Here is a 21,778-nt window from a genome sequence, read left to right as displayed (position 1 = left end):
ATGTTGATTTCACCAGTGGACAAGGATTTGTACAATAGAGTTGTAACGCTTACATTTCCAAGGAGGTTGCGGCGAAATGAAGAGACTTCAGGTGATTGGCAAGCAAATCAGGACCCCGAAATCCAAAAGGAGGCCGTGTTGATGAAATTTAAGGGAATATTGGCGGCGTTTTTATTTTTAACCACAGCGTCTGTGTTGTTTGGAGTGCATACGGCAGAGGCCCATGAACTATCCAATGACAAGCTGACGATTCAGACAGGCGAGCATGGCGAAATTTCATCCATACGTATCAAGGGAGATGCTTTTCCGACAGAGTATGTCATGAACGCAACGGTAACACCTGAACAGAACACCGCAGATCATCAGTGGCTAGGGGAGCTGATGTTCACGTATCGATTGGATGGAGGTAGCTGGACGAAAGCATGGACGAACAAGTCGGCAGACGCACGCAAGATCACAATCAGTGGTAACCGTGTCACTGTCACGTACGAGAACTCTACTAATGCAGAAGGCATACGCAATTTTAAAGTCATCGAAACGTATTCGGCAGAGTCGAATGGTTCGGTGTTGTGGAATATACAGGTACAGAATACAAGTGGGAAAAAATTGGAGATTGGCGATTTCGGTTTGCCTCTGCCTTTTAATGAGCAATGGACTAATGGTGATGCGATCTACGAAACTAGAGTGGTGACGCATTCCTTTGTCGGCAATAACAGCTCCTATATTACAGCTGGGCGTCCCAGCGGCATTGGCTCTTCCCTTTTGCTGATTCCTGATTCGACAACAGGTGCGGGTTTTGAATATCAGGATCACTGGCGGGATGAGGAGCATCCGGGCAGCAAATGGGCCTGGAATCCGGCCAATGAAGGTAAATGGCTGGAAGGGCTGAATGTATTTTATATTCATTCCAATGTCATCAAGTCCACCAACCGGGGCTATTTGCCCAATACAAGCCTGATCCTGAATCCCGGTCAAAGCAAAAACTATGGCTTCAAGTTTCTGGCTGTGAAGGACGAGCATGATGTAAAAGATACGTTGTACCAAGAAAACTTGGTGGATACAACAGTCGTACCCGGCATGATCGTGCCTACGAATCAAAAGGCGAAGGTGGACCTGCGCTCCAAGCAGGCGATCAGCAAAGTAACCTATCCCGACGGAACCGTTATTCCAGAGACGGATAGCAAGGCTGGAGGACACCACATTTATGAATTGAAATTTACTAAATTGGGTCCGAATTTCATAACGGTAGAATACGGCAATGGCAGCAAAACGGTTCTACAATTTTATGCCATCGAGCCGATTGATCAAGCGCTGCAACGGCACGCTACATTTATGGTCGACAAAACCCAATGGAATGTACCGGGTGATCTGCGCGACAAGGTATTTGACGATTGGATGATGCATACCAAATCCAAACGGAACATTTTCAACGGCTACTGGGGCTGGGGAGACGATTGGGGTCTGACGCACGGACAGTTTCTGGCTGAGAAAAACACACTGTCTCCGGTCGCTAAAGAGGTGCGGGCCGTAGACGATTATTTGGAAACGGCGATCTGGACGAATCTGATGAACGGACATCATGAGGATTATTTAATTCATGATTTCTTGATGCCAGAGCCTAACGATACACCGACCTATCGAGGGTATGCTTATCCGCATGTATACAACACGTATTTCAGCATGTACAAGATTGCCAAGGAATACCCGGATCTTGTTACTTACAAGCATCCAAAGGAAACGTATTTGCTGCGGGCGTATAACATTTTCAAAGCATTGTATGAAGGGCCAGTCGCGTACAACTGGGAAACAGGTTTGATGGGCGAACTGACCACACCGGATATTATTCAGGCACTTCATGATGAAGGCTATGATGATGAAGCGAATGATCTTAAGGAAAAAATGGATCGTAAATATAACAATTTTAAAAATACAAAGTATCCTTATGGTTCTGAATATAGCTATGACAATACAGGGGAAGAAGCTGTATATACGTTAGCCAAGCAGAATATAGATACAGAGGGCGAGCAAAGTAAAGCCCTGGAAATGATGGGTAAAATCAATGCCAAAACCCGTGCGGCACGCGGTCATATGCCCGTATGGTACTACTACACCGATCCGGTGACGATTACCGGGGAGAACTGGTTTAACTTCCAGTACACGACTTCGCTTGCTGGATATGCGATGGATGACTGGATTCGCCATCATGAGGACAATCACCGTGAGGAACAACAACGGTTGTCCTATGCAGCTAAAATTGCCAATGTCGGAGCGATTAACTCCGGGCAAATCAGCTCGGACCCTGAAAACATCGGGGCGGTCGCATGGACGTATCAAGCGGAAAAAGGCAATAACGGCACGAACGGCACTGGCGGCGGTAAAAATGTTCCGCTCTTTAACGGCTGGCGCGGCATGAGTGGTGAGGCTGATCTCGGATTGTTCGGTGCGCTCAAAACCTTAAGCGCTGATATCGCGATGGATCCGATTTTTGGATTGACGGGCTACGGTGCAGAGGTGAGCAAAAGTGGCAACGTGTATACGATCAAGCCGCTGGACGGTTTGTTCAAGCGAATCAATCTGATTACGGAAAAGATGTATATCGAGCTGGAAAAGGATCAGTATACAGAAGCCAAGCTGGCAACTTCCAAGGATTATGTATGGCTTCAGTTGAAAAATCAAACGCCAGGCCAAGCTCATTCCACGTACATTACATTTGACGGTTTGAAGAAAGGAACGTATTTGGTTAAAGTAGGCGGTCAATCACAAGGGAAGTTTAATGCATATGCGCCTTCCAACAAGCTTAAATTGGAGATGGGTACAGCATCCTCCTACACGGTAGAGCTGACACCAACCACACCTGATCCGAACAAGGCACCTGTTGTAGACGCTGGCAAAGATTCGAAGGTGAAGCTGCCGGATCAAATTATTTTGAAAGGCACAGCTACGGATGATGGACTTCCGCAAGGAAAGGTGACGAGCGAGTGGAGTCTGGTCGAAGGACCACAGGACGCGAAGGTCACATTCAGCAGCAAAACATCGCTTCGCACGAAGGTGGACGTTTCCGAGCCAGGAACGTATGTGTTCAAGCTGACAGCCAGCGATTCTCAGTTGTCAGCGGAGGCTAAAGTAACGGTGGTAGCTGAACCGGCCGCTCCGTTACTTGAACAGCTTGCCGTTTACAAGTTTGATGAAACCAGCGGTTCTGTAGTTGCGGATTCTTCGGACAGTGGCAATGATGCTGCCGTGAAGGGAACGGCTGCATGGGCTGCGGGTAAAACAGGCAATGCTGTCAGCCTGAACGGCAAGGACAGCTACGTGCAGCTTCCGGCGGGTATTGTCAGTCGTGCACAGCAATTGACCGTATCCGGCTGGGTCAAAGCGAACAGCCTGAGCGATTATGTACGGATTTTTGACTTCGGCTCCGGGACGAATGAATATATGTTCCTGACGCCTAAAGCAGGAAATACCATGCTGTTTGCCATTACCAATCAAGGCAACGGGCAGGGACAGGAGCAGACGATTGAAGGCCCTGTACTGCCGACAGGCGTATGGAAGCATGTTGCGGTCACGCTTTCAGGTTCCACAGGTATTTTATACGTGGATGGAAAAGAAGTGGGACGCAATACCAACTTGACCCTGAATCCTACCAGTCTGGGACAGACCAAAAATAATTTTATCGGCAAATCTCAATACCCTGATCCTTATTTCAATGGTCTGGTGGATGAATTCCGGATCTACAGCCGTGCTTTGAATGCTTCTGAGGTAGCAGGTTTGGTCTCCGGTACAGCACAAAGCCTAACGGGAGTCGAGAAAATTACGGCTTTAAAAGAAGTAAACGTGACGACTCGTACGGGTGAAAAACCCGAACTGCCAAGCGTAGTGGAAGCTACGTATGGCGAAGGCTCCACTAAATGGGTGGCTGTGGAATGGGAGGATATAGACCCTGCACAATATGCTGCTCCAGGTTCGTTTGAGTTGAAGGGCAAAGTAGAAGGGACAGAGTTAAAGGCAATGGCGAAGGTAACCGTGATTGAGGTAGGGGCTGCGGTTCCATCGGTAACACCGGTTGGCCCGGAGAATTCAGTAACCCCGCCAACTACGACATCCCCGGTAACATCTGCCTTACCGCCTCGACCTGTCAGCTCCGCTAAATCAGCGGGGGTATTCTGAATGGGCGGCAACAACGCATAGTCATGACTAATTTTTCCCATCGTCACTTTCCTCCTATAAAGGGGAGAGTGGCGGTGGGTATCCTTGCATTTGGAGTGCAAAGCTGCGAACAAAATGTGAATGGGGGATAAAGTATGAGCAAGATTACATTTCTGGGTGCAGGCAGTACGGTATTTGCTAAAAATGTGCTTGGCGATTGTATGTTGACGCCTGCTTTGCAGGGCTTTGAACTAGCGTTGTTCGATATTGACCCCGTAAGGCTGAAAGATTCAGAAAATATTTTATCCAATTTGAAAAAAACAACAGGGAGCACCTGTGTGATCCGCTCCTACACTGACCGCAAGGAAGCACTGCGTGGAGCGACTTATGTGGTAAATGCCATCCAGGTGGGCGGCTATGATCCGTGTACAATTACGGATTTTGAAATTCCAAAAAAATACGGTCTGCGCCAAACGATTGCCGATACGGTCGGCATTGGTGGCATTTTCCGCAATTTACGCACGATTCCGGTAATGCTCGATTTTGCGGCAGACGTGCGTGAGGTGTGCCCGGATGCTTGGTTTCTCAACTACACCAATCCGATGGCAGTGCTGACGAATGTAATGAACGTTTATGGCGGTGTCCGTACGGTAGGGCTGTGTCATAGCGTGCAGACGTGTATACCGGAGCTGTTCAAAAGCCTTGGGCTGGAGCAGGAAGGTGTAAAGGCAAAAATCGCAGGCATCAATCATATGGCGTGGCTGCTCGAAGTGAGTAAGGATGGTGTAGATTTATATCCTGAGATTAAAAAACGAGCCGCCGCTAAACAGCAGGAAAAGCATCATGATATGGTACGCTTTGAAATGATGCTAAAATTCGGCTATTACATTACAGAATCGTCCGAGCATAATGCGGAATATCATCCGTATTTTATCAAACGGGCATACCCTGAGCTGATCGAGCGCTTCAATATTCCTTTGGATGAATACCCGCGCCGCTGTGTGAACCAGATTGCACGATGGGAAACGATGCGTGAGGAGCTTTTGGGCGATCAGGATTTGCGTCATGAACGGTCAAACGAGTATGCCTCTTATATATTTGAGGCGATCGAAACGAATCAGCCTTTTGCCATTGGTGGCAATGTGATGAACACAGGCTTAATTACCAATCTGCCGAAGGAAGCCTGTGTAGAGGTACCTTGTCTGGTGAATCGTAACGGGGTTACGCCAACCTTTGTCGGGGATTTGCCACCCCAATGTGCTGCACTGAACCGGACGAATATTAATACCCAGCTGTTAACGATTGAAGCTGCAATCACCGGGAAAAAGGAGCACATTTATCATGCTGCTATGTTGGACCCGCACACGTCCGCAGAGCTGTCCATAGATGATATCGTTTCTCTGTGTGATGACCTGATCGCAGCGCACGGGGAATGGCTCCCACCCTATGTGTAAGGGAGACAGATGAATGGGAGGCCGGGGTCGTCAAAAGTTCGCCGGGATTCCTACAATCCGTGGGAAATTTATTGTACTGACGCTGGTACTCACCGTCATTCCGATGGTGGTATTGACCTTTACCTTTTACCAGATCGCGGCCCATTCCATCGGTGAGAAATCAGAAGCATTAGCTATGCAGTCTCGGCAAATGAGTGAAAATTACGTCAATGCCACGCTTTCCGATTTGAATGACCTGACCAATGCCATTCTCAGCAATCCTGATGTGCAGTCCATGCTGGAGACCAAGCCGGAAGATGATTATGAATATTTACGGAACGATGAAACACTCAGTATGGTTGTCCGTACGCAAACCCAGACCAAGCCGTATATCACGTCCTCTCTCATATATGCCGCCAATGGCGGGCTCAAGCATTCTCTCTATCAGGGGAATGTTTCGGTCCGTTTTGGCGGCCTTCCTACATTAGAGGAAGCACGTGTGTACTATCGCCGCCTGCTCGCCGAACGGCCCATGATGTGGATGGCTCATTCGCCGTTTGAATCAGGACGCGGGATGGCGAGGGATCGCATCTATGTGGGGAAGCTACTTCGAAAAACGACTGGAGATTACGCACCCCTCGGATTTTTGCTGCTGGAAATCGACAAGGCTAGTCTGTTTCGGGGGCTTGCTTTTCATGAGACAGACGGCAATACCCAGATGTGGGTGCTGGATCAGGAGGGCGAGCCTGTATACCGATTGCCGGAGCAAAGCGTTGCGGATCAAGCGCTATTGCGGCAGATTGCTAAATCGGCTGTGGATAGGCCAGTGCTTACGAAGGACTGGAGAACATGGAACGGTCGCCAAACGATGATCTCTTACGGCCCGTTAAATGAAGGACAATGGACGCTGCTGCAAAAAGTCGATCAGTCTGTGCTGTTCGAGGATGCGCGGAAAATTGGTGCCTGGACCATCTGGACTTTTCTGGTTGCACTGATGCTGGGCTGGATGCTGTCTTATCGGCTGAGTGACACGATTCGTCGCCCCCTGCTTCAATTGAGCCGATTAATGGCGGTCGATGGGAGTGTGAATGCTACAGGCTCAGCCCAAGCTTTCGAAGCTCCTACTTCCGTTGTTTTTAATCCTAAGGATGAGGTAGGGCAGATCGGGGAGCGTTTTCTTCATATGATGCAAAAAAATCATGAACTGTACGATCAGGTCTACGAAGCGTTGCTGTCGCGTAAGCAGGCTGAGTTCCGCGCGCTTCAGGCGCAGATTAATCCGCATTTTTTGTACAACACGCTGGAGTCACTGAAGGGAATGGCATTGGCGAATGGGCAACGGGATATGGCAGAGGTAATCGGTGCCTTCGGTAAATGTTTTCGCATTTCACTAAGTTATGGCCGAGAGCAAATCAGTTTGGGACAGGAAGTTGAGCATGTAAGCGCCTATGTGAAGGTGCAGCAGTTCAGGTTTAGGAATTCGTTCGAGTGGATTTGCGAGGTAGAGGAGGATATTTGCGGATTTTATGTACCCAAACTAATCCTCCAGCCGCTCGTCGAAAATGCTATTTACCACGGTTTAAAAGGGCGCACCGACCATGGCTATATCATGTTATCCGGCACAAGGGAAGGGGATATGTTGCGTTTGACGGTCAGTGATGATGGGGGCGGTATTGGAGCCGAGCGTCTGGACGATATTCGGAAGTCGCTAGATGCCGAGCGGGGAAGTGCTATTGGCTTTGGACTGCGCAATGTACATGAACGTCTTGGGCATTATGGTCCGCAATATGGACTGTCCGTGACAAGCGAGCCGGGTCAGTACACCTCGGTTACCTTACTGGCACCCATTCGAACTGAATAAGAAAGGGGAGAATGGCATGTACCGGCTGCTGATTGTGGACGACGAATATCATATTCGGGAAGGACTGAAGCTGATGGTGGCGGAAAGTGGCCTATCAGTGGAAGTCAGTGATGTGGCGGGGGACGGCGCAACGGCATTACGTTTGTATACGGAGCAGCGACCGGACATGGTTTTACTGGATATTAATTTACCGGATATGAGTGGACTGGACGTAGCAAAAACCATTCGGGACAAGGATCAGCAGACCCCGTTATTATTCCTGACAGGGTACGAATCTATGACGTATATTCGTCAGGCAGTCTCGCTTCAAGCGGTCGATTATTTGCTCAAGCCGGTGACCAGCGAGGATTTCGAAGCGGCATTGAGCCGGGCTGAGGATCGTATTGCGCAATGGCGAAGAAGCGAGGAGGAAGCGATTCACCGCCATCGTTCATTGGAGCCATTGTACAGGGAGCATCTACTGCTGGATTTGCTCCAGCAGCGGCGTCCTGCAGCCGAGGTCATTCGGGAGATGGACGGGCTGAGATTTTTCGGCGAGACGAGTGGGCCGCCTTATACCGTGCTGTGTTGCGAGCTGGAGGAGGCGTCGCAGCAGGAAGCAGCCGCTAGCAAGTCACACGGTTCCATGCATAAAAACAGCCATGTATTCGCTGGACTGGCTGGGGAGGCTGCGGCAGCGACCGGAGCGAAGGCGCACAGTGCAGCGGTTTCCCGCGATCGGCGTGTTGTGCTGCTGGCGACGGCATCTTGCAGGGCGGCGGAGCGGGCGGCACAGCAGATTCGGCAGGCCGTGCAGGAACGATTGAGTCTGGGCGTGTCCATCGGGATTAGCCGTCCTGTACAACGGATGGAGCAACTTCCCGAGGCGTATGAGGAAGCCGTGCAAGCGGCGGAGCATCGGGGGTGGGTGGGCTATAGCCAGATCATCCCCTACGAGAGCATTCAGGCGGCCGAGCCAAACAGCAGTCAATTACTGGAGAAGGAACTGCTGATGATTACGGAAATTCGAGCCGGTAATGATGCTGCCGTACATGCGATTTTACAGGAATGGTCAGGACAGTTGGCAGGGTTGCCATTCAAGCAGGTGAAAATGATCGTCACCCAGCTCGTGCTGTTCGTCATGCGGATCGTTCAGAATGATGCATCTGTAGGACAAACGTCCATGCAGGAGCAGGACCCGTTGCTGGAACTGTCCCGATTACGACATGGGCCCGAGATGGTTGATTATGTATCGCGCTATTTTGTTCGGGTGGGTCGACATGTCCGAGAATCACGCGAGAAGGATATTCCCCGCAAATTCCAACGGGCCAAGGAATGGATTCGGGAGCATCTTCAGGAGGATGGAGGGCTGAACCGTCTGGCAGAGTACATGAATATGAGTCCCAAATATTTGAGTACCCGTTTCAAGCAGGTTACAGGTGAAAGCTTCGCCGACTACCAGACGCGTGTTCGCTTTGAGCGAGCCCGAGAACTGCTGCTGGACCCGAATCGCAAGGTGGCGGAGGTAGCGGAGCTTGTGGGATTCACAGATACGAACTATTTTAGCATTGCCTTTAAAAAGCATACTGGACTGACCCCGACGGAGTTTCGTAAAACATTTTTGTAAACGCGCTGTTAAAAAAATCATACCAAAACAAAGAGAGTCTGGAGTCGTTGGGTGGTCGGCTCTGGGCTCTCAGCGCATAATAGGCTTGTAAGGAGAAACCAGTTCAGGAAGGGGCCGGTTGATTTGCTGAAACGAAGGTTACGGACATGGATGGCTCTCGTGATGACGGTGATGTTGACAGGGCTGACGGCTTGCAGTGGTAACGCTGGCGAACCGGCTAATCCCAATGCGGTCGAACTCAAGTTCATGTACTGGGGAAGCAATGATGAGAAGCAGGCGATGGAAAAAATGATTCAAAGCTTTAATGCATTCCACCCGAACATCCGGGTGAAGGGCGAGCATGTCCCTGGTGACTACACGACGAAAATTAACACGTTAATGGCTGCCAATCAGCTTCCTGATATCGCCTACCTGGGTGATTCCCTCACAATGAAATGGGCAAGTGAAGGCAGACTCCTGGATTTATCCTCTTATTATGACGAATATCCCGAATTAAAAAACAAGCTCAAATCCTCCTATCTCTACAGCGAACCCGGCAAGTCTATCGGCAATTACACCGCATTGGAAGTGATGCAGTTATTTTACAACAAGGAGTTGTTTACAGAAGCAGGGGTACCCGTCCCTCCGGCTGATCCTGAAAAAGCGTGGACATGGGATGAATTCCTGGAAATTGCCAAAAAGCTGACCAAGGATCAGAACGGCAAGCATCCGGGAGACAGTGGATTTGATCCGAAAAATATTGTGCAGTACGGCTTTGCCTTCGGCAATGACCGCAGCTCCTGGGGACCGCTTTTAGCAAGCAACGGCGGAGGTTTGACTGACAAAACGGGCAAGAAGTACACCCTGAACAGTCCTGAGTCGGTGGAGGTTTTTCAGAAGCTGCAGGATCTGGTGTTCAAGGAGCATGTTTCTCCTGATTTGATCCAGCAGCAGGACATGCCGTCTAATACGATTCGTCTTCAGACGAGGAAGGTCGCGATGGTGGTGGACGGAACCTGGTCCCTGCTTGATTTTTCGAACAACAAGCAGCTGCAATGGAGTATCGGCGTTCTGCCGAAGCTAAAAGAGCCCAAAACGATGATTGTTGCGGGAGCCACGGTCATTTTCCAGAGCACCAAGCACCCAAAAGAAGCGCTCGAATTTTATTTATACCATAACAATCCCGAAAAGGTGGATCTGTTCAAGTCCGGTCTTTGGATGCCTATCGAGGAAAAATATTATACCGATGAGCAGGCTATCCAGTCATGGACGAACAATGCCGCACATCCACCGGAATTTCAAAAGGCTGGCATTGAGTATGCCAGAGATTATGCGATCAAGCCGACAACTTCGACCCTTCGCAACTGGCCTGATATCGGTTCCAAACTGACCCCGGGGCTGGATCTGATCTGGACGAACAAGAAGACGCCGCAGCAGGCGCTGGATGAACTGGAACCTATCATTCAGCCATTGCTTCAAGGCGTATACCCGGATGAATAATGCGGCGGGACAGCTGCGAAAGGAGAACAGCCCATGAAGCGACCAAAATCAGGAATGATGCGCATGGAGCGAAACTGGGGTCTGCTATTCGCGCTTCCTGCCATCCTCGGATTAATGATTTTTACAATTGGACCGATCGTGGCCTCGTTCGTATTCAGCTTAACCAATTGGACGATTGGTGGACAGATGACCTTTATAGGATTGGATAATTACCGAACCATTTTGACCGAGGATGCTACCTTTTCCCAATCCATGTTCGTGACCACATATTATGCACTGGGCAGCGTGCCTCTCGGCTTGGCGGCGGCTTTTATCATTGCGCTGTTATTAAATCAAAAGGTGAGGGGGTTGTCGGTGTTTCGTACGATTTATTATCTACCTACTATTGTACCGAGTATTGCTAACACGATGTTGTGGCTGTGGATGTTCAACCCGGATTTTGGTCTGTTAAATTCGCTGCTGGAGAGCGTTGGACTGCCGGGGAGCAAATGGATTTATGACGAGAACACTGCAATACCCTCCCTGATCATGATGAGCACCTGGGGGATCGGAAACACGGTCATTATCTTTTTGGCGGGACTTCAGTCGGTTCCCACCCATCTGTATGAAGCAGCTGAGGTAGACGGCGGTAATAGGTGGCATAAATTTTTTCATATTACCATTCCTTCGATGACACCAACCATTTTCTTCAATCTGGTCATGTCTTTAATCAGCACCTTTCAGGCCTTCAATCAGGCATATGTTATGACCAACGGGGGGCCGAATAATTCAACGCTGTTCTATGTGTTCTACTTGTGGCGTACGGCCTTTACGGAGACTAAAATCGGCTACGCCTCAGCGCTGGCCTGGATCTTATTTTTCGTCATCATGGTGCTAACGGTTCTGATTTTTTCCACTTCCAAAAAGTGGGTTCACTATGAAGGAGGGGAACGTTCATGAATCAGGTCACTTCTTCTGTCAATCCTTCAGAAACACCACAACATCCGTTGCCACAGCCTGAACGCTCCCGAAGTCCTGCTACCGCCACCCGTTCCAAACCATTCCCAATCAGCCGTGTTGTACTGTATGTCGTTTTAATTATAGGTAGTGTTTTAATGCTGTTGCCATTTGCATGGCTCATTCGCAGCTCTCTGATGGGGACATCCCAAATTTTCGTGTTCCCGCCGGAGTGGATACCCTCTCCTTTTCAATGGAGCAATTACCCGGAGGCGCTGACTTCAGTACCGTTCGGCAGGTATTTTATGAATACGTTCATGATTGAGGTGTGTGTGCTGGCAGGAGTGATGTTGACCTCAATTGTGTCGGCGTTTACCTTTGCCCGCCTGCGCTGGCCTGGACGTAATCTGATTTTTTCCCTGCTGATCGGGTCGATGATGTTGCCTTACGCGGTGACGCTCATTCCCACTTTCGTCATGTGGCGTGAGCTGGGCGGGCTGAATACATTTTTGCCACTCATTGTTCCTGCATGGTTCGGTGGAGGGGCGTTTAACATCTTCTTGATGCGACAATTCATGCTGACGGTTCCACGCGATCTGGACGAAGCGGCTTATATGGACGGAGGTACGCCTCTGACTGTACTATGGCGCGTCATTATTCCTTTATCTTCGCCTGCATTGATCGTGATCGGAATATTCACTTTTATTGATGTGTGGAACGATTTTTTGGGCCCAATTATTTATTTGAGTGACGAAAAGCATTTTACGCTAGCGCTGGGGCTGGCGACTTTCCGGGGATTAAACAATACCAACTGGCCTTACTTGATGGCGGCTTCCAGCACGATTTTGGCTCCGATCGTCCTGATATTTTTTATCGGACAGCGTTATTTTATCGAAGGCATCACATTGACAGGGATTAAAGGCTAAAAGGAAGCCGTGACGCGTTGGTGTATTTGAAAAAGAGACGGAGAATTGGACGCAGGACTTACGGGAAAGACGGCAGCGAGAAGAGTATACATGTGTTCAAAAGCAAGTGGAGAGTGTGGGCTAAGACATATGCCTTGAAAAGAGATGTGGAATAAGGAGGCGTACGAGTGAAAGAGGAAGACAGTCAAAAGACAAAACCGTTACAGGGTGTTCCTGGCAGACTGGCCCGGTTACGCTCGAAATTCACGGCTCTAGGGATAGATGCACTGCTTATTACACATGGGCCCAATCGAAGATATATGACCGGATTTACAGGCTCCGCTGGAATTGTGCTTGTTACGCAAGAAGAGGCTTTTTTAGTGACGGATTTCCGCTATATGATGCAGGCAACAGATCAGGCAGTGGAATATTCAGTGATTCGGCATGAGTCGCAAATCTTCCAGACCATCGCTGATCTCACAAGTAAGTTGGGGGTTCGTAGACTGGGTTTGGAGAGCAGGCATGTCTCACTTCAACAGTCGGGACAGCTTCAAGCCGCGCTGGGCTCGTTGGAGTACGTGCAAACGGAGGATGTAATTGAACGGCTGCGCGATGTGAAAGACGAAGAAGAGATTCGGACCATAAGTGAGGCAACGCGTATTACCGATGCTGCCTTTACGGAGGTGCTGAATTATATTCAGCCTGGGGTCACAGAGCGGCGGATTGCGGCGGAACTGGAATATCAGCTTCGGCTCGCAGGCGCGGAATCAGGCGGTTTTGCGTTCATTGTCGCTTCGGGTGAGCGCTCGGCATTGCCGCACGGACTGGCCAGTGACAAGGAAATTGGTCAGAACGAGTTTGTCACAATGGATTTTGGCGCAAATGTGCGTGGCTATCTATCCGATATCACGCGTACCGTATTCGTCGGCAATCCGTCGGAGCGGCACGAGGAACTGTATGCTATTGTGCTGGAAGCGAATATGACGACGATTGCTGGACTTCGCCCTGGCATGAGCGGTCGGGAGGGAGACAGTCTGGGGCGGGATGTGATTGCCTCCTATGGCTATGGGGAGCAGTTTGGTCACGGGCTGGGCCACGGCTTTGGCTTGGAGATTCATGAGCAGGTACGGCTTTCCCGCGAAAGTAAGTCGGTGCTCGTGCCGGGTCATGTCCTTACTGTGGAACCAGGCATTTATATTCCAGGCTTTGGCGGAGTTCGGATTGAGGACGATGTGCTGATCACAGATGTCGGTGTCAAGGTACTGACCTCTTCCCCTAAGGAGCTGCTTTTATTATAAAACGCAGTGGCGCTATAGGTAACTATCATCGTTTGCAAGTCATTCAAAAATGAGATGGAGGGGATCAAATGAACACGCATAAAAGACACACCAAAATATGGCTGACTGCGCTGACGGCTTCTCTCATTGTAGCTTTGACACCAGCTATTCCGGGTCAACAGGCTTATGCCGAGGCAAAATCGGGTGTAAAAGTCGTCGACATTTTTAGCCGGACGGTGAACGATTATGGTATAGATCTGGTTGATTGGCAAGGATATCTGGCGAACCCGTATGTAAAGCTAAAAGTGAAGCCGCCAGTGGATGCTGCTTTTCCGGTGACGGTTACGCTGAATGCGCGGGGCACGTCCCGGCTGATGATGGATCTGCCAAGTACGTTGTCGGCACAAGGAGCAAGCAAAACGTTGACTTTTGCCAATGCACAGGAGGAAAAAGATTTTCGGCTAGCCATCCATCCTGACCGGATTGGAGGAAACGGTGAAATAGAGAATTACACGCTGTCTATGTCTGTTGCTGGAAATGATGGTCACACGACCGCTCAGTCCATTCCGATTCGCGTGTTGGATCAGGACGATAATAAAGAGCCCACAGTTCCTCTCCATTTTGACTACAGATTCGATACGATCAAGCCTTATTTCAATGATGCAGCTACCAAAAAAGCCGCAGAGCTGGCGGTAAAGGACTGGTTCTATTTCTTTGATCTGGCTCCTTTCGATGAGGTTCCTGCCAAAGCGGAGGTAAACCATCTGCCAGGAGACGACTGGCAAAATGAAATACAGGTGACAAATGATAAGCCCTACAAAGGCATGTGGGTGTTTATGAGAGGGCTGAACGGGCCGTATTCTACGGGCTTTCCAGCCACGAACGGCAATTATCATACACGTAACGGTGTGACCGTCCCGGGGAACCTGAACCGTTCCTATAGTTTGATTTTGGATTTCTATGATGATGCGATTCCATTCACATCCGTAGACGATGAAGAATGGTATCAATCCGATCTGTCCAAGGTGACGGATGTGCATGGGCTGATCATGCATGAATTCGGTCATGCGATTGTGTTCAGCGACACATTCCCGGGTGTCAAAGCGCTGAAGGAAGCGGCGGGCAATGACCCTGATATTATGGCTTATCAGCACAGACCGGCTGCATTGGATGACAGCTATCATCTATCTGGAGAGCTCGCAGAAGTCGACAGATTGAGTGGACAAAATGGAGGCTGGCGCCATCTGTTCCCGACCCGGCGCTGGATGAACACGAAGCTTTCGCTACTGGTAGCAGAAAAAGCGGGCTGGCCGCTGCGTAAGGACCTGACTCCTTTCCTCGCGCCAGAAATCATGACGAAGGTATTGCCAGCACCCGTCAAAGGCAAAGCGTACATGGCTAAGCTGGAGGCCAAGGGAGGGGTTCCGTTTTACGATTGGATGGTGACAGGCGGTCAACTGCCCGCAGGGTTCACACTGGACCGTTTTACAGGAACGATTAGCGGAACAGCAGACAGCGGAGCAGGGAACAAGACGTATAACTTCACCGTACAGCTGCGGGATTATGATGAGCTGAGCAAGCCTGTGACACAAAGCTTTACGCTCAAGCTGTAAAGCATACCTCACAAGCAGATTAAAACGGTCGAAGGGAGGGAAGCGAATGAAACATGATGCCGCGGATCTGGTCATTGTAGGCGGCGGAATCATCGGTACAGCCATCGCTTATTATGCAGCTAAGTCCGGTATGAAGGTCTTGCTGGCTGAGCGAGGGGAGATTGCTGGAGGCACTTCGTCCCGTTGTGATGGCAATATATTGGCAATCGATAAAGAGCCCGGATTTGACAGTCGAATGTCGTTGGTATCGCAGGAGCTGGTGGCAGAGCTGGCTAGGGAACTGGAGGATGAGTTTGAGTATCGTGCGCCTGGCAGTATTCTGGTCTGTGAAAACGATCAGGAGATGCAAGCGGCTGAGCAGTGGGTAACCCGTCAGCAGCAGGAAGGACTTCCGTTTCGCATGCTGGATCAGCAGGATTTGCGACAGGAATGGCCGCATTTAGCGAAAGATTTGCCGGGCGGACTGGAGTGCGCGACAGATTCCACTGTGAATCCGGTGTTGATGACGTATGCACTGGCCGAGGCCGCGCGTCGAATGGGAGCCAAGTTATTACCGCGCATGCCGATACAGTCCATCCTTCAGGACGAAAGGGGGAACGTCCGCGGGGTGGAGACGCCTAATGGCGTTATCCATGCAGGTGCAGTGGTATTGGCGGCAGGTGTGTGGACACGCAGCATCGGTCATTCACTCGGTTTGGACCTTCCGATCATGCCGCGCAAAGGACATATACTGGTGTCTGCCCGAATGCCTCCCATTGGGAACCGCAAGGTAATGGAGTTCGGCTATCTGATGAGCAAGTTTGGCGGTCAGCGGTGTGTGGATGAGCTTTATGAAAAATACGGTGTCGCGTTGGTATTCGAGCCAACCGCATCTCAAAACATTCTGATCGGCAGCAGCCGTCAGTTTGTCGGTATGGACACACGTGTCGATCAGCAGGTGATTCGCTTAATCGCCCGCAGAGCCATTCGATTTTTCCCTGATTTAGCCAATGTACCACTGATGCGGGCGTATACCGGCTTGCGTCCATGGACACCTGATCATTTGCCAATTGTATCAGCGGTGGACGAAGTACTGGGGCTGTATATCGCTTCTGGTCATGAGGGGGACGGCATTAGTCTTGCGGCGGTTACGGGTAAGCTAGTGACCGAAATGGTACGCGGTGAATCCACTTGTATTCCGGTAGAGCCGCTACGTTATGACCGATTTGGAGAGGTTTTTACCAGCCACGAGGTTCATGGGGAGGTAACAGGATGATCGTAGCAGGCAGAATTACTACCATTGATACCCATACGGGGGGCAATCCGACGCGAACGGTCATTCACGGCGCGCCTAAGCTGGTAGGTCGTACGATGCTGGAAAAAATGACTTATATGGCAGCACATCATGATGATTTTCGCCGTTTGCTGATGTTCGAGCCGCGTGGTCATGAGGTGATGTCAGGCTGCATTTTAACAGAACCTTGTCATCCTGATGCAGATATTGGTGTGGTCTTTATAGAGACCGGTGGCTATTTACCGATGTGCGGTCACGATACGATTGGAGTATGTACGGCGCTGATGGAGGGCGGACTGATTGCTGCGGATAAAAAAGCAATATTGCTGGACACTCCGGCAGGCCCGGTTCAAGTGCAACTGGAGGTGGATGCGGGCAAGGTGCGACAAGTAACGTTCACAAACATCCCTTCTTTTGTGTACCGCCGTGAAGTGGAGATTCAGGTAGAGGGCATCGGGCAAGTCACGCTGGATATTGCGTATGGAGGCAACTTTTACGGCATTGTAGAGGCGGCTTCCATCGGTCTTGCACTGGAGCAGAGCCATGGGGCAAAAATTGTACGAACAGCGGTGCAGATTCGGGAGGCGGTGAATGCGGTTGTTGAGGTCGTACATCCTGAAAATCCGGTTATTCAAGGATTGACACATATTGAATTTTACGGGGAGCCTGTGGCTCCACAGGCCGATTGCCGCAATGTCGTTGTCATCCCACCGGGAGGTATCGATCGTTCTCCTTGTGGCACAGGAACCTCGGCCAAGGTAGCGGTGTTGCACGCCAAGGGAAAACTGGACTTCAATGAGCCGTTTGTACATGAAAGCATCACAGGTTCCATGTTTCGGGCTGAAATCGTGGGGGAGACGCAGATCGGTCCTTATCCGGCAGTCATCCCACAAATTACAGGCTCGGCTTGGGTGACGGGACATCATCAATTTGTGTTGGATCCTGAGGACCCGCTTAAAGAAGGTTTTTTGCTGATGTGAGCATTTTACATCATTCCCGAATGCTGAATATGAAAATAAAGATCGGAAAGGGTTGGTAAGCATATGGCACGTTTTGAAGGTGTATATGTGGCCTTGGTTACACCGTTCACGGCAGAGCTGGAGGTAGACCATAAGCGTCTTACCGAGCTATGCGAGCATCTGATTGCAAGTGGCATTAGCGGACTGGTTCCTACAGGATCGCTGGGAGAATATGCGGCTTTGTCCCCGGAGGAACGGTCGCAGGTTGTGCATACCGTAATTGACGCTGCGGCAGGGCGTGTCCCGGTTGTTGTCGGCTCGGCGGCTCCGTCCACCAAACAAGCGGTGCATTGGATTCAGCATGCGAAGGATGCTGGGGCTGCGGGTGTCATGGCACTGCCACCCATTAATTACAATCCACTGCCTCATGAGGTAACGGCCCATTATGAAGCATTGTCAAAGGTGGGCTTGCCGATCATTGCGTATAACAACCCCCATGATTACAAGGTTGACTTGACTCCAGATATTCTTGCGGACTTGTCGCGAATTGAAAATATCGTAGCAGTCAAGGAATTTTCCGGTGATGTACGGCGTATTCACGCTATTTTGGATCAGACAGAGCTGGAGGTCATGGTCGGAGTAGATAATCTAGCGATGGAGGGGGCATTGTTCGGCGCGACAGGCTGGATTTCGGGGGTGCCTAATGCGTTGCCCAAGGAAGGGGTAGAACTGTTCCGACTTGCGCAGGCGGGAAATATGGCAGAAGCGTCCGCGTTGTATCGCAAGCTGCTGCCGCTGTTCCACTATGATGCCAGCCCGCAATTGGTACAGTCCATCAAATATATGATGGAGCTGGCTGGATTTCCGGTCGGTCCGACACGTCCGCCCAGACTTGCGCTGCCGCAGGCGGATTATGACCGCATTCGCGAAGCATTTGAGGTGGCGGTTCGTCCAAGCGAAGTATCATCCTGAATGGAGGTGAAGACGATGGAGAGCCGAAATTGGATCGGTGGTGAGTGGCTGAGCCCTTCCGGCGAGGAAATGGTGGTTCACAATCCTTCGGACTTGAAGGAGGAGGTGGGAGTCGTCCATTTTTCAGAAACGAGCGATATTACACAGGCCGGGGATGCGGCACGGCTGGCTCAGGCGGGCTGGGCCGCTTTAAGTCCCGCAGCGCGGGGAGTTTATCTGTTCAAAGCAGCCGGTTTACTAGAGGCAGCATTACCTGAATTGGCTGAGCTGGCCAGTCGTGAGATGGGCAAGCCGATTACCGAGATGCGCGGAGAGGTCATGCGAGGTGTCCATCTGCTCCGCTACTATGCGGCAGAAGGCGTACGTTCCATCGGTACAGTCATTCCTTCGAATGAGCCGGGAGTGCTCCAATACACAAAGCGCATTGCGCTGGGGGTAACGGCTGTCATTACGCCGTGGAATTTTCCGGTAGCTATTCCGCTATGGAAAATCGCCCCTGCACTTTTGTGCGGAAACACGGTCATCTGGAAGCCTGCCGAACATGCTTCATTAACTGCAGTACGGGTCGCCAAGCTATTCGAGGCGGTGCAGCTTCCACCCGGTGTACTGAACTTAGTCATTGGGCAGGGGAACCGTATTGGCGATGCCTTATTGGAGCTTCCGGTACTAGATGCGGTCAGCTTCACGGGTTCCACCGCTACAGGTTTGGGCATTGCCGAGCGATGCGCGCGCCGTAACATGAAATACCAGACCGAGATGGGAGGTAAAAATGCCGCCATTGTGCTGAAAGACGCGGATGTAGCACAGGCGGTGGCGATGATTATCAGCGGAGCTTTACGTTCAGCCGGGCAGAAATGCACGGCCACCAGCCGGGTGATCGTGGAACAGTCTGTCTATGAGACGTTCACGGAAGCCTTACGCCAAGCGGTGGAAAAAATACAGATCGCTCCGGCGCTTGACCCCGGTGCGTATCTTGGACCTGTGGCATCCGCAGGTCAATACGAGAAGGTCATGTCCTATGTATCACTCGCACGTCGGGAAGCTCACATTTTGGCCGAAGGTGGAGCCGCCGCCGGGACAGAGAACGGATATTATGTGCGTCCACTGGTGGCGACTGGACTCAATTCATCCCATCCGTTGATTCAGGAGGAGATTTTTGGACCTGTGTTGGGGGTCGTGCAAGCGGACGACTTCGAGGATGCAATTCGACTGTGCAATGATTCTATTTATGGATTAAGCGCCTCTCTATTCACCCGCGATTTGCGGTTGGCTCATCGGTTTCTGGATGAGGCGAACGCCGGTATGGTTCGGGTTAATCAGGAGACGGCTGGTGTGGAATACCAGGCTCCGTTTGGCGGTCTGAAGCAATCCAGTTCACATACCCGGGAACAGGGCCAGGCGGCGCTGGATTTTTATTCAGCGATTAAAACCTGTGCGATCAGCTATGAGTAAGCGGGTGACGGGACGAAGTGAGACGGTGGGGAGCGCATCAGGTCATTTGCTCATATGTCGCTGTGAAGAAGTGAGTATCGCACAGATGGAGCAGGCTTGCCGCATGGGTATGGACACCGTGCGCCAGCTTAAAATGGCTACGCGGGTGACGATGGGGGCATGTCAGGGTAGGGTATGCCGACAATTGGTGGAGTCATGGTTTTACAATCAGGTTCCTGCTGCCCGCCGGGAGGCGGAGCTGTTATCGCAAAGGCCACCAGTGCGTCCCGTAACGTTCGGGCAGCTGGCAGAGGGAGGTTCTTTATGAGCCGCACGCGTATTGTAAATCATCCTATTTTGGGACCAAAGCCGGAGCGGCGGCAGGTATCTTTCTTTTTTGACGGTCGTCCCATGCAGGGATTGGCTGGAGAACCATTGGCAGCAGCGCTGCTGGCCAGCGGTGTCCGTTTGCTGAGAAGGCATGAGGAATCCGGTACGGCCAGAGGCGTATACTGCGCCATTGGGCATTGTAACGAATGCCGCCTGACGGTTCATCCGTTCGGTACCGTCCGTTCCTGCCTGACCAAGCTGGAAGAAGGTATGGTGGTGGAAACCGGGCGGCAGCTTTCGAATGAAATCACAGGGAGAATTGTGACATGAATGAAATGGCGCATCTTATCGTCATTGGGGCGGGTCCCGCCGGATTGTCCGCAGCGGTATCGGCTGCTGAGCAAGGATTGCCAGTCACGGTACTGGATGAGTTTACAGAGCCGGGTGGACGTATGCCCGGGCAATATCATGAGGAAGGCAGTCAAGGCTGGTGGGTTGGAAAACACGTTTCGGATGAGCTGATTACCCGTTGCGGGGAGCTTGGGGTGGACATTCGCTGCGGCGTTTCCGTGCATGGTATGGAATATACAACAACGTGGGAAATTTCCACTTCCTGTGGATTGTTCACTGCGGATTACGTATTGCTAGCGACTGGAGCTGCCGAAATTCCCGTTCCGCTGGATGGCTGGACGTTACCGGGCGTCATGTCTATCGGGGCCGCACAAGTAATGACTAATGTTCATTACGTTAAGCCGGGGGAACGCGGCATCATCGTAGGCATGAACGTATTGTCGATGGCGATTGCCCGCGAGCTGTCTGTCGCCGGGGTGAAGGTGGCGGCAATTACACTGCCGTGCGCTAATCCGCTGGCTGGTGCGGCGGCAGATCCGACAGCCTCCGCGAAGCTGCTGCTTCAGCTGTCGGGGCTAGCTCCTGCCGCCTGGATGCGTGCAGGCGGCAGGCTGGCAGCGGCGATGCGGATGGAGAAACTCATCGCGTGCTGCTATCCCCACAGAGGCTTCCGTCTGTGGGATATCCCGATCCGGTTGCGGACGGCGGTGCTGTCCGTCAACGGGCAGGACCGGGTCGAATCCGTGACCCTGGTCCACGTCAAACCGGACGGCTCGCCTATCCCTGGCAGCGAGCGCGTCGAACCCGCCGACTTCGTGGCGCTCAGCGGCGGCTTGTACCCGCTCGCTGAGCTGGCGGCGGTAGCTGGGTGCAAATTCGTGTACAGCCCTGAGCTAGGCGGGCATGTTCCACTGCACGGTGAGCGAATGGAAACCTCGCTCAAAGGGCTGTACGTTGCCGGCAATATTACCGGCATCGAAAGCGGGCTGGTCGCGATGGCTCAAGGTCGATTAGCCGCCGCTTCCATGCTGCATGCCGCTGGACTCGGTGGAGCAGGCGGGGAACAGCGGGTGCAGGAGGCGATCCGTGAGGTCCATTTTGCACGTAAGCATGCGCTGATTCAGTTTCATCCCGGCATTACAGAGGCGAGAACGCAGCTGTACCAGCAGTGGGGGCAAACCTTTGGCAGCGGCGCGTAACGGCTCG

General features: G+C 51.4%; 16 protein-coding genes. All 16 read left to right on the top strand.

The features are described from left to right. Positions 1-141 precede the first annotated feature (141 nt). The 16 genes from ACWA2B_RS23180 to ACWA2B_RS23105 all read left to right on the top strand — a co-directional run bounded on the left by ACWA2B_RS23180 (position 142) and on the right by ACWA2B_RS23105 (position 21,771). A complete protein-coding gene (locus ACWA2B_RS23180) occupies positions 142-4,167 on the top strand; it encodes a DUF5695 domain-containing protein (RefSeq protein WP_449292662.1) in 4,026 nt (1,341 codons plus the stop codon). Between the two features lie 134 nt (positions 4,168-4,301). Further along, positions 4,302-5,600, top strand: coding sequence for an alpha-glucosidase/alpha-galactosidase (melA, locus tag ACWA2B_RS23175; RefSeq protein ID WP_069010315.1), 1,299 nt, complete (start codon positions 4,302-4,304; stop codon positions 5,598-5,600). Positions 5,601-5,613: 13 nt separating this feature from the next. After that, positions 5,614-7,440 (top strand): sensor histidine kinase, encoded by a 1,827-nt coding sequence (locus ACWA2B_RS23170; protein WP_069010316.1) that lies wholly within the window; start codon positions 5,614-5,616, stop codon positions 7,438-7,440. 16 nt (positions 7,441-7,456) lie between these two features. Further along, positions 7,457-9,046: a response regulator gene (locus ACWA2B_RS23165; protein ID WP_069010317.1), complete on the top strand. Its 1,590-nt coding sequence runs from the start codon at positions 7,457-7,459 to the stop codon at positions 9,044-9,046. Between the two features lie 150 nt (positions 9,047-9,196). Beyond that, positions 9,197-10,525, top strand: a complete 1,329-nt coding sequence (locus ACWA2B_RS23160; protein ID WP_449292661.1) for an ABC transporter substrate-binding protein — start codon at positions 9,197-9,199, stop codon at positions 10,523-10,525. Positions 10,526-10,558: 33 nt separating this feature from the next. After that, positions 10,559-11,464, top strand: a complete 906-nt coding sequence (locus ACWA2B_RS23155; RefSeq protein WP_069010319.1) for a carbohydrate ABC transporter permease — start codon at positions 10,559-10,561, stop codon at positions 11,462-11,464. After that, a complete protein-coding gene (locus ACWA2B_RS23150) occupies positions 11,461-12,387 on the top strand; it encodes a carbohydrate ABC transporter permease (protein ID WP_449292660.1) in 927 nt (308 codons plus the stop codon). The genes ACWA2B_RS23155 and ACWA2B_RS23150 overlap by 4 nt, the downstream gene beginning before the upstream one ends. Positions 12,388-12,554: 167 nt before the next feature. After that, positions 12,555-13,664, top strand: coding sequence for a M24 family metallopeptidase (locus tag ACWA2B_RS23145; protein WP_449292659.1), 1,110 nt, complete (start codon positions 12,555-12,557; stop codon positions 13,662-13,664). A 68-nt stretch (positions 13,665-13,732) separates the two neighbouring features. Next, on the top strand, positions 13,733-15,256 hold the full coding sequence (locus tag ACWA2B_RS23140; RefSeq protein ID WP_209950064.1) for an Ig domain-containing protein: 1,524 nt from the start codon (positions 13,733-13,735) through the stop codon (positions 15,254-15,256). A gap of 46 nt (positions 15,257-15,302) precedes the next feature. After that, a complete protein-coding gene (locus ACWA2B_RS23135) occupies positions 15,303-16,511 on the top strand; it encodes an NAD(P)/FAD-dependent oxidoreductase (protein WP_209950063.1) in 1,209 nt (402 codons plus the stop codon). Next, on the top strand, positions 16,508-17,509 hold the full coding sequence (locus ACWA2B_RS23130; RefSeq protein WP_209950062.1) for a proline racemase family protein: 1,002 nt from the start codon (positions 16,508-16,510) through the stop codon (positions 17,507-17,509). Before ACWA2B_RS23135 ends, ACWA2B_RS23130 begins: the two co-directional genes overlap by 4 nt. A gap of 63 nt (positions 17,510-17,572) precedes the next feature. Further along, positions 17,573-18,460, top strand: coding sequence for a dihydrodipicolinate synthase family protein (locus ACWA2B_RS23125; RefSeq protein WP_069010324.1), 888 nt, complete (start codon positions 17,573-17,575; stop codon positions 18,458-18,460). Positions 18,461-18,475: 15 nt separating this feature from the next. Continuing rightward, positions 18,476-19,912 carry an aldehyde dehydrogenase family protein gene (locus ACWA2B_RS23120; protein ID WP_449292658.1) on the top strand — a complete coding sequence of 479 codons (1,437 nt, stop codon included), beginning with the start codon at positions 18,476-18,478 and terminating at the stop codon, positions 19,910-19,912. After that, a complete protein-coding gene (locus ACWA2B_RS23115) occupies positions 19,905-20,219 on the top strand; it encodes a (2Fe-2S)-binding protein (RefSeq protein WP_029516054.1) in 315 nt (104 codons plus the stop codon). Before ACWA2B_RS23120 ends, ACWA2B_RS23115 begins: the two co-directional genes overlap by 8 nt. After that, complete coding sequence (locus ACWA2B_RS23110) at positions 20,216-20,551, top strand: (2Fe-2S)-binding protein (protein WP_029516055.1); 336 nt, start codon at positions 20,216-20,218, stop codon at positions 20,549-20,551. The genes ACWA2B_RS23115 and ACWA2B_RS23110 overlap by 4 nt, the downstream gene beginning before the upstream one ends. Next, complete coding sequence (locus tag ACWA2B_RS23105; RefSeq protein WP_449292657.1) at positions 20,548-21,771, top strand: NAD(P)/FAD-dependent oxidoreductase; 1,224 nt, start codon at positions 20,548-20,550, stop codon at positions 21,769-21,771. The genes ACWA2B_RS23110 and ACWA2B_RS23105 overlap by 4 nt, the downstream gene beginning before the upstream one ends. Positions 21,772-21,778: the final 7 nt, after the last annotated feature.

It is taken from the genome of Paenibacillus sp. CMM36, from assembly GCF_053570945.1.
The sequence above is the reverse complement of the archived record's forward strand: the minus strand, read 5'-3'. Positions and strand labels throughout refer to the sequence as shown.